This is a genomic window from Nonomuraea montanisoli (assembly GCF_013363975.1).
Classification (GTDB): domain Bacteria; phylum Actinomycetota; class Actinomycetes; order Streptosporangiales; family Streptosporangiaceae; genus Nonomuraea; species Nonomuraea montanisoli.
This window is the reverse complement of record NZ_JABWGN010000011.1, coordinates 352201-366073: the sequence shown is the minus strand read 5'-3', so window position 1 is coordinate 366073 and position 13873 is coordinate 352201. Positions and strand designations below refer to the sequence as shown.

14 protein-coding genes are annotated in these 13873 nt (G+C 74.3%); 1 reads left to right on the top strand and 13 read right to left on the bottom strand.

From position 1 onward, the window contains the following. Positions 1–7 precede the first annotated feature (7 nt). From HTZ77_RS29190 to HTZ77_RS29180, 3 genes are all read right to left on the bottom strand, one after another. Positions 8–586: a 3'-5' exonuclease gene (locus tag HTZ77_RS29190; RefSeq protein ID WP_175592896.1), complete on the bottom strand. Its 579-nt coding sequence runs from the start codon at positions 584–586 to the stop codon at positions 8–10. A 69-nt stretch (positions 587–655) separates the two neighbouring features. Beyond that, the gene (locus tag HTZ77_RS29185) at positions 656–1873 is read right to left on the bottom strand and encodes an MFS transporter (protein ID WP_175592895.1); all 1218 of its coding nucleotides are present in this window, start codon (positions 1871–1873) and stop codon (positions 656–658) included. Between the two features lie 54 nt (positions 1874–1927). After that, positions 1928–2488 carry a CGNR zinc finger domain-containing protein gene (locus HTZ77_RS29180; RefSeq protein WP_175592894.1) on the bottom strand — a complete coding sequence of 187 codons (561 nt, stop codon included), beginning with the start codon at positions 2486–2488 and terminating at the stop codon, positions 1928–1930. Positions 2489–2549: 61 nt separating this feature from the next. On the opposite strand from HTZ77_RS29180, the gene HTZ77_RS29175 reads away from it, so the two are divergent. After that, positions 2550–2735 carry a hypothetical protein gene (locus tag HTZ77_RS29175; protein ID WP_175592893.1) on the top strand — a complete coding sequence of 62 codons (186 nt, stop codon included), beginning with the start codon at positions 2550–2552 and terminating at the stop codon, positions 2733–2735. Positions 2736–2772: 37 nt separating this feature from the next. Here the strand turns inward: HTZ77_RS29175 and HTZ77_RS29170 are convergent, their stop codons facing one another. The 10 genes from HTZ77_RS29170 to HTZ77_RS29125 are packed head-to-tail and all read right to left on the bottom strand — an operon-like array spanning position 2773 to position 13746. Then, positions 2773–4161 (bottom strand): aldehyde dehydrogenase family protein, encoded by a 1389-nt coding sequence (locus HTZ77_RS29170; protein WP_175592892.1) that lies wholly within the window; start codon positions 4159–4161, stop codon positions 2773–2775. Then, positions 4151–5047, bottom strand: a complete 897-nt coding sequence (gene bcpA, locus HTZ77_RS29165; RefSeq protein WP_175592891.1) for a carboxyvinyl-carboxyphosphonate phosphorylmutase — start codon at positions 5045–5047, stop codon at positions 4151–4153. Before bcpA ends, HTZ77_RS29170 begins: the two co-directional genes overlap by 11 nt. Next, complete coding sequence (locus HTZ77_RS29160) at positions 5017–6318, bottom strand: hypothetical protein (RefSeq protein WP_175592890.1); 1302 nt, start codon at positions 6316–6318, stop codon at positions 5017–5019. The genes bcpA and HTZ77_RS29160 overlap by 31 nt, the downstream gene beginning before the upstream one ends. Continuing rightward, positions 6315–7586, bottom strand: coding sequence for a CMP-5'-phosphonoformate--3-phosphoglycerate phosphonoformyl transferase (locus HTZ77_RS29155; protein WP_175592889.1), 1272 nt, complete (start codon positions 7584–7586; stop codon positions 6315–6317). The genes HTZ77_RS29160 and HTZ77_RS29155 overlap by 4 nt, the downstream gene beginning before the upstream one ends. Beyond that, the gene (locus HTZ77_RS29150; RefSeq protein WP_175592888.1) at positions 7537–8121 is read right to left on the bottom strand and encodes an adenylyltransferase/cytidyltransferase family protein; all 585 of its coding nucleotides are present in this window, start codon (positions 8119–8121) and stop codon (positions 7537–7539) included. The genes HTZ77_RS29155 and HTZ77_RS29150 overlap by 50 nt, the downstream gene beginning before the upstream one ends. After that, complete coding sequence (gene aepY, locus HTZ77_RS29145; RefSeq protein ID WP_175592887.1) at positions 8118–9263, bottom strand: phosphonopyruvate decarboxylase; 1146 nt, start codon at positions 9261–9263, stop codon at positions 8118–8120. The genes HTZ77_RS29150 and aepY overlap by 4 nt, the downstream gene beginning before the upstream one ends. Further along, positions 9260–10186: a phosphoenolpyruvate mutase gene (gene aepX, locus HTZ77_RS29140; RefSeq protein WP_175592886.1), complete on the bottom strand. Its 927-nt coding sequence runs from the start codon at positions 10184–10186 to the stop codon at positions 9260–9262. The genes aepY and aepX overlap by 4 nt, the downstream gene beginning before the upstream one ends. 2 nt (positions 10187–10188) lie before the next feature. Further along, positions 10189–11196, bottom strand: a complete 1008-nt coding sequence (locus HTZ77_RS29135) for an NAD(P)-dependent oxidoreductase (protein WP_175592885.1) — start codon at positions 11194–11196, stop codon at positions 10189–10191. Positions 11197–11207: 11 nt separating this feature from the next. After that, positions 11208–12542 (bottom strand): cupin domain-containing protein, encoded by a 1335-nt coding sequence (locus HTZ77_RS29130; protein ID WP_175592884.1) that lies wholly within the window; start codon positions 12540–12542, stop codon positions 11208–11210. Then, positions 12532–13746: an iron-containing alcohol dehydrogenase gene (locus HTZ77_RS29125; RefSeq protein ID WP_175592883.1), complete on the bottom strand. Its 1215-nt coding sequence runs from the start codon at positions 13744–13746 to the stop codon at positions 12532–12534. Before HTZ77_RS29125 ends, HTZ77_RS29130 begins: the two co-directional genes overlap by 11 nt. Between the last annotated feature and the right edge of the window lie 127 nt (positions 13747–13873).

Sequence of the window (13873 nt, the reverse complement as noted above, 5' to 3'; positions counted from 1 at the left end):
CGGGCGCTCACGCCGTGACCGGCCATGCCCCGCGGGCCACCATGTCGAGGACGAGCGCCGCGATGTTCCACGCGTCGTCCTCGCCGCGGTGATGGCGCCCCTCGAGCGGCAGTCCGGCGATCTGTAGCGCGTGGTGCATGCCGGGTTTCTTGCGCAGCCCGTACGCCTCGGCGAACACAGCCTTGGCGTTGGTGTGGGTGCGTCCGGTCGGATGGCCGAACGGGTAGGCCACCCCGTCGGCTTGACTCTGTCGAGCGAACTGCCGCCGGTCGTACTCGCCCCAGCTCGCCCAGGGGCGTCTGCCCGCCTCGTGTTCCTCGACGAGGATCCGGCAAGCCTCGGCGAAGGTGACGCCCCGGTCCACCTCGGCTTGCGTCAGTCCGGTCAGTTCGGTGCAGAAGTTGCTCACCGCCGACCGGACAGGGCGGACCAGGACCCGGTGCCGGGACACGCGGCGCCGTGCCGATACGTCCACGACGGTGAGACCGATCTCGATGATCTCGTGCACGGAACCAGGCGGTGGCTGTCCGTCCCAGCAGGTGGCTTCCACATCGATGACATTCAGCAGGGGGGAGTCGTCGCGCATGGGGCCCACGGTAAGGATGCGCGCCCGTTCCGGCACCTCGATTTCTCCCAGGAACGTGCCCTGAACGAGTCAGGACGTCCCGGCCGCTCCCGCTGAGGCCGGCACGCGCTCGCCGCGTACGCGCAGCAGGCGGCGCATCGCCAGGATGCCCACCAGCGGCCCCACCGCGAGCACGGCGAACGCCCACCGCCAGCCGACCGCCTGCTCGGCCGCCGGGACGAGCCAGATCGTCGCCCCGGTCAGCAGGAACCCGAACGCCATCTGCAGGGTCAGCGCCGTGCCCACGTAGCTCTGGTCGGCCAGCTCCGTGACCAGCGCCGAGAACTGCACCGAGTCGCCCACGACGGCGTACCCCCACACCAGGCTGACGAGGATGAGCAGCCAGAGCGGCGCCCCCATGAGCAGCCCGATGAACGCGGCGCAGGCGGCCGAGGCGCCCATCATGACGATCGCGGTGCGCTCGCGGCCGAAGCGGTCGCCGAGCACGCCGCCCGTGTAGTTGGCCACGCCGCCGATGACGAAGACGGCGAAGGTGACGTAGACCCCGAGGAGCGAGCCGTCCATGCCGTGGAGGCGCAGCGCCGCCGAGAAGAACAGCAGGAACCACGTCCACATGGCGTACAGCTCCCACATGTGGCACAGGTAGCCGACCATGGCCAGCCGGGTGCCGCGGTCGCGCAGGATGCGCCGGGCCTGCCGCGGGTCGAGCACCGCGGCGGGGAACGGGTACGGCCCCTCCTTGACCACGGTCAGCGTGACCAGGCCGCCGGCCAGGGTGAGCACCGAGGTGGCCACGATGACGGTGCGCCAGTTCAGCCCGCCGAGCCCGTTGATCAGGTGCGGGACGCCGGAGCTCACGGTCAGCGCCCCGACCAGCAGCCCCATCGCCGCCCCGCGGCCGTCGCGGTACCAGGTGGAGATGAGCTTCAGCGACGGCGGGTAGACGCCGGCGATGAACAGCCCGGTGGCGAAGCGGGCCAGGCTGCCGGTGAGCGCGTCGTGGGTCAGCAGCAGCGCCAGGTTGGCGACGGCGGCGCCGATCGAGCTCAGGAAGATCAGCCGGATCGGCGGCAGCGCGTCGGACACGACGAACACCGCCGACAGCACGGCCCCCGCCACGAACCCCCACTGCACGGAGATGGTGAGCCAGGCCGCGAGATCGGGCGTGAGCTGCCACTCCTGCCGCACCTGCGGGATCACCGCCGTCGCGGAGAACCAGGTCGACTTCAGCAGCAGCAGCGTCCCCGCGAGGATGAGCAGGTTGCGGCGGGCGTCCGGACGGCTCACGGGACCGGTCCCTTCTGGGGCGAGGCGTCCCGAGCGGACGCCGTCATCGGCTGGTCAGGCGGGGGCCGACGCCCGGCGTGCCCGGTAGGCGGCGACCGTGTTGCGGTTGAGGCAGGTCTTGGAGCAGTAGCGCCGGCGCGGGCCGCGCGAGACGTCGGCGTAGACGCGCTCGCACGCGGCGTCGAGGCAGACGCCGAGCCGGGCGGCGCCCAGCTCGCAGATCACGAACGCCAGCCCGACCGCGGTGTTGGCCCGGATGCGGTCGACGAGCACGGCGCCGGGCGGGCCGTAGTGCAGGTGCGGGCCCTCGCCGTGGTCGGAGATGTGCGGGTGCATGGGCACCTCGGCCATCACGCCGTTGAGCAGGTCGATGGCCCGCGCCTCGTCGGTCTCGGCGAAGACCGGCCGCAGCCGCCGCGCCCACCGGCGCAGGGCCTCGGCCTCGTCGTCGCTCACCGGGCCGTCGACCTTGAAGTTGTACGAGGCCAGCAGCGCGCCGAGGGCCTCGGGGGAGGGGTCACCGGCGTCGGCCGTGACCGCGTTGACCAGCGCGACGGCCGTGCCCACGCCGTCGTTGCGGTAGCCGGTCACCTCGGTGGGGCTGGTTCTCGCCATGAATCCATCGTAATCTAAATACGGCGGGAATGACATTACGCCCTTCTGTGAAGGTGGGGTCATGGACCTGAAGGCGTGCGAAGTCTGCGGCTCGGCGGCGGAGCAGGAGATCCTGTCCGGCCACTCGACCTCGCTCGGACGGGTCATCTACGTCCGGTGCGGGTGCGGCGGCATGGGCGTGCAGTTGATCACGTACGACGCGGCGGCGGCCATCGTCGAGCTGGCCGGGCCGGCGGGTCAGAGCTGACCCGCCGGCCCGGCGAGGAGACCGGCAGAACCGGGACCTAGGGGAGGGGGAGCGTGACGGTCTTCGTCACGCTCATCTCCCTGATGGCGTAGCGGACGCCCTCCCGGCCGAGCCCGCTCGCCTTGACGCCGCCGAACGGGATGTGCGGCGAGTCGAACTGCGGCCCCGCGTTCAGGTTGACGGCCCCGACGCGCAGGCCCGTCGCGATCCGCATGAAGGCCGTCACGTCCGAGGTCACCACGCCGGACTGCAGCCCGTACGCGGTGCCGTTGGCCACCGCGATCGCCTCGTCCACGTCGCCGACCCGGATGACCGGGGCCACGGGGCCGAAGGTCTCCTCGGCCACCAGCTCCGCGCCGGGCGGCACGTGGTCGAGGACCGCGGGCGTGAGCAGCGCGCCCTTCCGCTCGCCGCCGCACAGCGGCTTGGCGCCCGCGGCGACCGCGTCGTGGATCCGCCGCTCGACCTCGGCCGCCGCCTCCTCGCTCACGAGCGGCCCCACCTGGGTCGCCGGGTCGAGCGGGTCGCCCGCCCGCCGCTCCCGGGCCGCCTGCACCAGCCGCGACACCAGCGGGTCGGCGACCTCGCCGACCGCGATCACCCGCTTGACGCCGCGGCACGACTGCCCGGCCGTGGCGAAGGCGCCGTCGGCCGCGAGCCGCGCCGCCAGGTCGAGATCGGCGTCCGGCAGCACGATCAGCGGGTCGTTGCCGCCCAGCTCCAGCAGCAGCTTGCGGCCCGCCGCGGCCGCCGCCACGGCCCGGCCCGTGCGCACCGAGCCGGTGAACGTCACCATGTCCACCTCGGGATGACCGGCCAGCGCCGGGCCGAGCTCGCCCGGCGCCCCCGTCGTCACCACCAGCAGCTCGGGCGGGAGCCCGGCCTCGACCAGCAGGGCGGCGAAGGCCAGGGCCGTCAGCGGCGTCTTCTCCGACGGCTTCAGCACGACCGCGCACCCGGCCGCCACGGCCGGCGCCACCTTGACGACGACCTGGTTCAGCGGCCGGTTGAACGGGGTGAGCGCCGCGACGATCCCGGCGGGTTCGAGCACGGTCACCGCCAGCCGGTCCTGCGCGGGCAGCGGGATGCTCTCCCCGCGCAGCCGCTCCGCCTCCTCCGCGGCCACGGTGAGGTTGGCGGCGGCCCGCTCGACCTCCTTGCCGGTCTCGGCGACGCACACGCCCGACTCGCGGGCGATCAGCGTGGCCGTCTCGGCGGCCCGGTCCGTGAGCAGCGCGGCGGCGCGGCGCAGCACCGCCGACCGCTCCCTGGGCGGCATCGGCCGCCAGGCCGCCCGGACGCGGCGGATCGCCTCGTCGAGCTCCCGGGGCGTGTCGGCGGGCACGGTGCCGACCGTCTCGCCGTCCCAGGGGCTGCGCACCGCGATCCGCCGGTCCGCGGGCTGGAGGGCGCCGTCACGAAACACGGCCGTCGTCCTCCTTGACCACGAAGCGCGCCTCCAGCTCGGAGATCTTGGAGTAGCCGAACACCTCGAACAGCTCGTCGAAGGTCATCTGGAGGTCGGCCCGCTTCCAGAAGTCCTGGGTGGTGCCCTCGTCGCGGAGCGCGGCGAAGACCTTGCGCAGGATCGCGGTGGCGGCGTACCAGCCGGACAGCGGGTAGATGGCCAGGTTGTAGCCGAGGGCCTCCAGCTCCTGGGTGGTCATCCACGGGGTCTTGCCGCCCTCGACCATGTTGGCCAGCAGCGGCGCGTCGATCTCGTCCCGGACCCGCTTCATCTCGTCGGCGTTGAGCATGGCCTCCAGGAAGATGCAGTCCGCGCCGGCCTGGACGTACTCCTTGGACCTGCGGATCGCCTCGTCCAGGCCGAGCTTCTCGCGGGCGTCGGTGCGCGCGATGAGCACCCAGTCGGGGTCGGTGCGCGCCTCGACGGCCGCCTCGATCTTGCCGACCATCTCGCGGGTGGAGATGAGCCGCTTGCCCTCCAGGTGGCCGCAGCGCTTCGGCACGACCTGGTCCTCCAGGTGTCCGCCGACGATGCCGGCCCGCTCGAACTCCCGCACGCACCGCCAGGTGTTCATCGCGTTGCCGTAGCCGGCGTCGATGTCCATGATCACCGGCAGGTCGACCGCCAGGCAGATGTTCTTTGCGTTCCACGCCATCTCGGTGATGGTGGTGAACCCGAGGTCGGGCATGCCCAGCATGGAGGCGGAGGTGCCCGAGCCGGTCATGTGGACGGCGGGGAAACCGGCCTGCTCGATCACCTTGGCGCTCAGGGCGTCGTAGGCGCTGGGCACGACCAGGATCTCCGGGGCGAGCATCAGGTCCTTGAACTGCTTGGCGCGTGACATGCCGCTGCTCCTTCGTGAGTGGTTTCCTGGACGGGGTCGTCCGTGAGGGTCTCGGCCAGCCGGATGAGCTGGTTGTACTTGGCGATGCGGTCGCCCCTGCGGGGGCCGCCGATCTTGATCCATTCCGCGCCGACCGCCACCGCGAGGTCGCACATGGCGGTGTCCTCGGTCTCGCCGGAGCGGTGCGACACGACGAGCCGCAGGCCGAGCGCGCGGGCGGCCGCGGCGGCCTCCAGCGTGGCGGTGACCGTCCCGGCCTGGCTCGGCTTGAGCAGGACCGCGTCGGCCAGGCCGGGCACGACCCGGCGGGAGTCGGAGGCGAACAGGTCGTCGCCGACCACGGTCACGCCCGCCTCGCGCGCCGCGGGCAGGAACGCCCGCCAGGTCTCGGTGTCGGCGGGGTCGAACGGGTCCTCCAGGTACGCGATGCCGTGGGCCACGGCCAGGTCGAGCAGGAGCGCCGCGAACCCGGCCGAGGCGTGCTCCCGGCCCTCGTACCGGTAGCGGCCGGGGCCCGCGAGCAGGTGCTCGGCCGCCACGTCCGCGCCCAGGCCGGCCCGGTGCTCCCCGCACGCCGCGCGCAGCTCCTCCAGCCGCCGCACGCAGTCCCAGCCGGGGGCCAGCATGCCGCTGGACGCCGAGATCGCCACCGGCCCGCCGCCGCCGGAAGGCCGCCCGCCGTCACCGGAAAGCACCCCACTGGCCAGCCGCCGCTCCAGCGTGCCGTAGATCTCCAGGGCGGCCCGCACGTCCCCGGTCAGCGTCCCGGTGTCCGGGATGACCATGATCTGCTGGAACGAGTCGGGCGCCCCGTCGTGGTGGATGCCGCCGGAGAAGGCGTTCACCAGCAGCCGCGGCATGCGCGGCGGGTGCGGGAACAGCCCGCACATCCACCCGCGCAGCGACACCCCGGCCCCGGCCGCCAGCGCCCTGGCGTGGGCCAGCGACACCGCCAGCGTGACGTCGGCGCCGAGCTCGTGCCGGTCGTCCAGGTCGCGCAGCCGCCGGTCGAGGTCGTCCTGGCCGGAGAGGGGCACGCCGGTCAGGCTGTCGCGGAGCAGGCGGACCACCTGACCGTCCCCGAGGTCGCCCAGCTCGCCGGTGCGCAGCCCGCGGCGGCGCTCCAGGCGGCCCGGCGCGATGGCCACCGGGCAGGAGCCGCGGCCCCACGCGTCCCCGGCGCGCACGTCGGCCTCCACGGTCGGACGGCCGCGCGAGTCGAGGATGCCGCGCAGCCGCAGCCCGGTGACGGCGTTCCTGACCGGGGTCATGGCGATCCCCGCAGGCTCTGCAGCCAGGGCATCAGCTCGCTGGCGCGCTTGATCGGCAGATCGCCGCGGGCCGCCGCGGCCTCGCCGAACGACGTGACCCCGTCGGGGGTGATCCCGGGCCCGGCCACCGCGAGCGGCACCTTGTCGTCGGTGTGGATGCCGGCCTCGCACGGGGTGGCGTGGTCGCAGGTGACGACGAGGGTGTCGGACGGGCCGAGCGCCGCCCGCAGCGGCCCTGCGAGGTGGGCGTCGATGTCGGCGACGGCGCGGGTCTTCTCCTCGGGTTGGTTGTCGTGGCCCGGCTCGTCGGGTCCCTTGATGTGCGCGAACACGACGTCGGCCGGGTCGGCGAGCAGCCTGGGCAGCAGCCGGGCGTAGAAGTCGGGCTCGGGCTGGCCGGGCGCGGGCTTGGCCGTGGTGAACTCGGCCCCGATGAGCCGGGCCAGGCCGCGCTCGGCCGGCACCTGCCCGTACATGGAGACCCGTCCCCTGACCGGCGGCAGGTCGGGCAGCCGGTGCCCGCCGTCGCGGACCAGCAGCACGTTGGCCGGTTTGCGGCCGGCCGCCGCGCGCCGCCGGTTGACCTCGCTGGCGCGAAGGACCCGCGCGCTCGCCTCGACGAAGGAGTTGACCAGCTCGGCGACCAGGTGCGCGGCCGGGTCGTCCACCAGCGCCCGGGCGGCCAGCGGCCGGTCGGGATGGTCGGCGACCGGCAGGCCGAACGCCCCCTCCTTGACGAACCCCGGGTCGGTGTTGGACACCTCGCCCGACAGCGGCCTGTTCCTGCTGCTGAAGGCGAGGATGCCGCGGTGCCGTCCCCACCCGGTGAGGTTGACGCCGATGTCCGGGGCGAGCCGCACCTGCTCCAGGATCTCCGCGACGAGCAGCTCCATCTCCTCGTCCGTCAGGTCGCGGGACGTGCGCCGGTCGAGGCGGCCGGTCTCCTCGTTCAGGCTGGCGAAGTTGATGCGGAAGGCCACGGAGTGCCCGTCGGGGTCCCAGTAGCGGTTGCCGTACCCCTCCAGCGGGCCGCGCCCGGTGTAGTAGACCGCCGGGTCGTACCCGAGCAGCGCCATCGCGCCGGAGTCGGACTCGGGCGGCACGCCGTCGGCGATGACCTCCAGCAGCCCGTTGCGGCCCTCCGTGGCCAGCCGGTCCAGGTGCGGGGTGGGCGCGGCCTCGAACGGCGTGCGCCCGCCCAGCGCCCGGCTCGGCCGGTCAGCTCCCCCGCACAGCGCGATCAGATAGAGCTTGCCGGATGCGCTCATCGAGCCTCCTCTCCTCGATCACGGCGGCGACCGCGGGCGGCACCAGCGAACGCCAGTCGCCGCCGCCGGCGATGGCCCGCCTGACCCGGCTCCCGCTGATCGGCTTGTCCGTGCGCCGCCACATGACCTCGGTCCGCAGCCCGAGGGCGCCGAACCTGGCCACCTTGGTCTCGCCCCACTCGTCGTAGACGGTCAGGTAGTACGTGGCCTCGACCGGCGCGTAGTGGCGCAGCCGCTCGGGGAAACCGTGCGGGAACGGCACGATCCGCAGCCGCTCCGCGGGGACGCCCGCCTCGCGCAGCGCCCCCTCGACCATCAGGTACCGGTCGTAGAAGGTGCACGGGTTGGCCTCGGGCGAGCCCCGCTCCGGGTCGGTGGCCTCGAAGGCGGTGAGCTCGGGGTCGGGGTTGGTGATGCCGACGACGAGCACGTCGCACCGCTCCGCCCCGGCCAGCAGGTACTCCAGGTGGCCGAGGTGCAGCGGCTGGAACCGGCCGTGGATCACGCCGACGGGGTCCCGGGTCCGCTCGATCATCGGTCACCTCCCGTGACGAAGGCGCGGAAGCGCCGCGCCACCTCCGACGGGTGGACGCGCGGCCGGCCGAGCCGGGCCGGTGAGCCGGGCCGGATCCGCAGCCGGACGAACGCGGGACCGTCACCGGCCTGCGCGTCCTTGACCGCGTCCACGAATCCGGCCAGGTCGCCGCAGTCGTGCACGCGGGCGTACCCGCAGGCGGCGGCGAGCCCGGGGAAGTCCACCTGGGCGGCGAGGCTGCGCTGGCCGCCCGTGGAGTCGTGCACGCCGTTGTCCAGCAGCACGTGGACCAGCCGGGGAGCGGGGTGGGCGGCGATCGTGGCGAGGGTGCCCAGCCGCATGAGGGCGGCGCCGTCCCCGTCCACGACCACCACCGGCCGGTCGGTGTGCCGGGCCACGCCCAGCCCGACCGCGGTGGCCGAGCCCATCGCGCCGACGAGGTAGAAGTGCTGCGGCCGGTCGGCGAGGGTGTACAGCTCGCGGCTCGTCTTGCCGGTCGTCGACACCACCGCGGCCGTGCCGGGCAGGACGCCGAGCAGGTGCTCCAGCGCCTCGGTCCTGGTCGGGGGCCGGCCGCCCGCGCCGTGCCGGACGATCTCCGGGACCGCGGGCGGGTGCGGCTCGCGCTCCTCCAGCGGCTCGGGTGCGACGACCCCCTCGCGCAGCACGAAGGCGTACGGCAGCGACTCCCGCTCCATCGCGGCCCAGCCCGCGTCCAGGCAGCCGCCGAGCGCGGCCGGCTCGGACGGCAGCACGGCATGAGGGACCCGCATGACCTCCAGCAGCGCCGGCGTGATGGCGCCCATCAGCTCGTGCTGCGGCTCGTCCGGCCGGCCCGGCTCGCCCCGCCAGGTGACGATCACCGGGACCGGGATGCGGCTCGGATGGTTGAGCGAGGTGAGCGGGTTGACCATGTTGCCCAGGCCGGAGTTCTGGGCGATCACGGCCGCCGGCGCGCCCGCCAGCCAGCAGCCCGCCGCCACGGCGACGGCCTCGCCCTCGTGGGTGGCGCGCACGTACCCCACGGCCGGGTCCGAGGCCACCCGGTTGATCAGCGGCGTCAGGTACGAGCACGGCACCCCCGTGACGTCGGCGACGCCACGGGAGGCCAGCTCGTCCAGCAGGGCGCGAGCCTCGATCATGCCCGGCTCTCCGGGGGCGCGGCGTACCGCTTCTCGTCGTCGGCGAGGTCCTGGTAGCGCATCAGGCTGAACACCTCGTCGAGCGAGGCGATCGTCGGCTCCAGCGAGACCGGCCCCTCCTCGAACAGCGACTCGCAGGCGTGCTTCATCGCGGCGACCGCGGCGCGCATGCTCTGGTTCGCCCAGATCACCCCGGACAGCCCCAGGCGGGCGAACTCCTCCAGCGGCGTCGCGTGGTACGTGGTCGGCGCGATGAGCAGCGGCAGCCGCCCGTCCCACGCGCGGGCGAACTCGGCGATCTCGGCGACGGTCGGCTTGCGCGAGTGGATGAAGATGGCGTCGGCCCCGGCCGCGCAGTACGCCTCGGCCCGGTGCAGCGCCTCGTGCAGCCCGGCGCCCGCGATCAGCGCCTCGGTGCGCGCCACGATCACGAAGTCGGGGTCGCGCAGCGCGTCGCGGCAGGCGGCGATCTTCCCGCAGAACTCGTCCACCGGCGCGAGCACGTGCCCGTCGCCCACGAACGAGTTCATCTTCGGGAAGACCTTGTCCTCCAGGCAGACGCCCGCGGCGCCGATCCGCTCGGCCTGGGTGGCGAAGCGCCGGGCGGTGTTGAAGTTGCCGTAGCCGGTGTCGCCGTCCACCAGCACCGGCAGGCCGGCGGCCTCCACGACCCTGGCGACCAGCCCCAGCAGCTCGGTCCAGGACGCCTCGTCGCTGTCGCGCACCCCCAGCGCGGTGGACATGCACAGGCCCGAGGCCCACAGCGCGGGGAACCCGGCCTCGGCGGCGATGCGCGCGCTCAGCCCGTCGTGGGCGCCCATCACGAGCGTCGGCTCCGGCAGGGCGAGCAGCGCGCGGAGCTGCGCGCCCGGGCTGTCCGCCGGCTCGCTCAGCCGTGGTCGCCGGTTCTGGGAAGTGGTCATTGTCATGATGTCGTCCGGTCTCTCTCGGGGGAGTCGTGCAGCGCCGCGGCGACGCCCTGGGCGACGCGCCGCCGTACGCTGCGTTCGGATTCGGCGGACAGGAAGGCGCGGTGCGCTGACACGACCACGTCGTCGCGTTCGAGCAGCTTGCGGGCCACCGGGTCGTCGTTGGGGTCCTCGGGGGAGAACACGTCGGAGGCGAAGCCGCCCAGGCGCCCCCGCTCCAGGCCGTCGAGCACGGCCGCGACGTCGACCAGGCGGCCCCTGGCGGTGTTGACGAGCAGGGTCCCCGGCCGGGCGTGCGTCAGCGCGTCCGCGCCGATCAGCCGGTCGCTCTCCTCGGTGAGCGCCGCGTGGACCACCACGGCGTCGGCCGCGCCGAACAGCTCCGCCAGGTCGTCCGCGCGGGACACGCCGTGCGCGGCCATCAGGTCGGCCGGCACGTACGGGTCGTAGGCGACGACCCGGTCGTAGAAGGCGCGCAGCTTGCGGGCGGTGGCCCGGCCGATGCGGCCGAAGCCGACGATGCCGGCGGTGCGGACGGCCAGCCGGCGCGGCAGGCCGCCCGCGTGGACGCTCCACCGGTCGCCCTTGACGAGGCGGTCCTGGACGCAGACGTTGCGCTCCAGGGCCAGCAGGAGGGCCAGGGTGTGGGTGCTGACCTCGTCGCCGCAGTAGTCGGGGATGTTGAAGCCGGCGATGCCGGCCCGGGCGAGCAGCGGGGCGTTGAGGTTGTCCACGCCGACGCCGCTGCGGGCGATCACCTTCAGGCTCGGCCCGACGGCGTCCAGCAGCTCCCGGGTGACCTGGCAGCGGTAGATCACCAGCGCGGACGCGCCCCGCACGTGCTCGTGGAACTCGGGGCCGTCCAGCAGGAAGCGGCCGTCGTGGAGCCCGAAGTCGAGCTCGACGTCAGGGCCGAACACCTCGTGCTCGATGACGGCCCGGGACGGGTCCACCCGGCCGCCGTCGTCCAGCGACCAGGCGGCGTCGGTGTAGACGACGCGCATGCGGTTCCTCCTCACGAGTCGTAGCCCCAGCCACGGCCGTCGCGGCGGGCGCGGCGCAGGGTGGCGGCGGCGGAGTAGGTGTTGGTCAGCTCGTACAGGTCGAGGTAGCTGAGGTGGCGCCCGGAGCCGAGCTTGATCAGCGCGCCGTCGCCGGTCCAGCGGTGCGCCACGAACGGCGCCACCCACGCGGTGCCGTCCGCGTCCAGCCGGGCCGAGGCGGCGCGGCCGTCGGCGGCGGTCCAGTGGAGCGTCACCTCGCCGCCGGTCACCAGGTAGTGCGTCTCGGCGAGCTCGCGCAGGTCCTCACCCTCGTCGCCGTCCACCCGCAGGTAGAGACCGGTGAGGTCGGGCAGGTGCGGGGCACAGGCCAGCGACGTGGCCCGGTAGCCGCGGAAGCGCCGCGCGTCGCGCCGGCACTCCGCCACGTCCCGGTACGTCTTGCCCACGCGGTCGTGCCTGCGCTCGGGCCGCAGCAGCATCCGGTGGTCGAGGCCGAGCGCCGAGCCCAGCTCGCGCAGCACGCCGTCGGAGCCCTCCTCCAGCGCGGCGGCCAGCTTCTCGCCGCTCATGCCGAGCATGGCGGCGGCCGACTCGGGCGTGTGTCCCCGCCGCGCCAGCAGCTCCACGGCCAGCCGGTACGGGGTCAGGCCGTCCGGCCCGTGGTCGCCGAGCCATTCGACCAGCTCCTGCGCGGGGCGCTCCGCCCAGTCGTTGACGTCCTCCACCAGCGACGCCAGGTTGGAGTGGCCGGTGTACGACACGATCCGGGCGGGGGCGTCGGAGACCAGCGAGTAGCTGTGCGGGCAGAACGACGGCTCGACGTAGGAGTCGCCGACGATCCAGGCGTCGTCGTCGCGGTTGGCGCGCATCACCTGCCAGGTGGCCTCGTCCAGCTCCTCGCCCCAGCGGCCGTGGATGTCGCCGGGGCCGAGGTTCACGGTGATGGCCGGCTCCATGTGCCCGTTGTTGAGCGCGGGGACCCGGTCGGCGGGGCACAGGATGTCGAGGATGACCGGCGCGACCGCGCCCGGCGGCGCGGCCATCGTGTAGTAGTTGTAGAAGTGGATGCCGTCCCGCTGGATGGGGCGGCGCGTGCCGTGCAGCTCCCGCGCGGTCCGGGTGATCACCGTGAGGTCGCGCCGGCCGCTGGCGGCCAGCTTCTCCGGCTCGATCACCAGGGTCCGCGCGACGGCGGCGGCCATGGAGTCGGGCCACTCGTCGTCGCCGGCGCCGGTCAGGGAGGCCGCGAAACGCTCCGGTTCGACGCCGGACGCCTCGGCGACCTGCGCCGCCGTCATCTTCCGCACGTTCATCCAGTGCATGACCTTGTACGCGTCAACGCGCATGTCCGCCTCCACGGAGTCGATCGGGGCAGGGCAGGGTGGTCAGGAGCCGCGCCAGGGCCGGGGCGTCGACGTGGCGCGGGTTGCTCGCGGCGCGGTCGTAGCCGAGCGCCTCGGCGGCGATCCGGTCCGCGTCGTCGCGGATCCCGGTGACGGGCGGCAGGTCCGACGCGGCGAGGAACGCCTCCACCCGCCGGGCCAGGTCGTCGGGGCCGTCGGCGCCCGCGGCGCGGACCACGCCGGCGATGGCCGCGCGCACCCGCTCCGGCCCGCGCGGGTCGGCGCAGTCGGCCTCGGTGACGGCCGCGTTGTGGCGCAGGACGGGCGCCAGGGTGAGCCCGCACGCGTGGCCGTGGCGCACGCCGTGGCGCAGGGTGAGGGGGTAGGAGAGGGCGTGGCAGATCGTGGTCCCCGCGATGGCGATGGCCCGTCCGGCGTAGTGGCCGGCCAGCAGGACGGCGCGGCGTTCGGCCGGGCCCAGCGGGCGCGGCCGGTCGAGGAGCGTGGCCAGCTCGGCCCACGCCGCTGCGCCCAGCGCCTCGGACCGCTCGTCCGACCGGGTGGACCAGGCCGCCTCCACGCCCTGGGCGAGCGTGTCGAGCAGGCTCGCGCCGAGCTGGTCTCCGGGCAGTCCGGCCAGCAGGGCGGGGTCGAGGACGGCGACGGCGGGCCGGACGGCCTCGCCGCGCAGGGAGAGCTTGCGGCGGCGCTCGACGTCCCAGATCGTGGCGAACGGGGTGGCCTCGGCCCCGGTGCCGGGTGTGGTGGGCACGGCGACCACCGGCAGGCCGGGGCCGGAGACGCCGTGCTCGCACGCCTGAACCGTCCGCTCGGCGGACAGGGGCGCGGCGGACAGGGCCGCCGCGGCCTTGGCCGCGTCCATGACGCTTCCGCCGCCCACCGCCACGACGACGTCGGCGCGGTGCGCGCGGGCCTCGCCGGCCAGCCGCGCGACACACTCGGGAGTCGGCATGCCCGGCTGGACGGCCACGCGTACCGCCGCCGGGCGCAGCGCGGCGAGCACTTGCTCCCGCCACGGTCGCCGGGCGAACCCGCCCCCGACGACCAGCAGCGCGCACGGCGGGCGGGCCGTTCCGCTCACCGCCGACATGACGGCCCCCGCCAGGTCGGCGACCCCGCCCGGCCCCATGAGCACGTGAGGGGGACCGGCGATCAGGGCGTCGTTCGATAACCGCGAAATGGACATTCGACGTCAACCTTGATGGTCCGGAGAAAGGACAGGTGTGCGGCTGAAGGCTCCCCCTGTTCCGGATGACACGTGAACACATGAGCGGAATGCTCGGCAACCGCGACGGGGTAGCAGGCGGTGCACC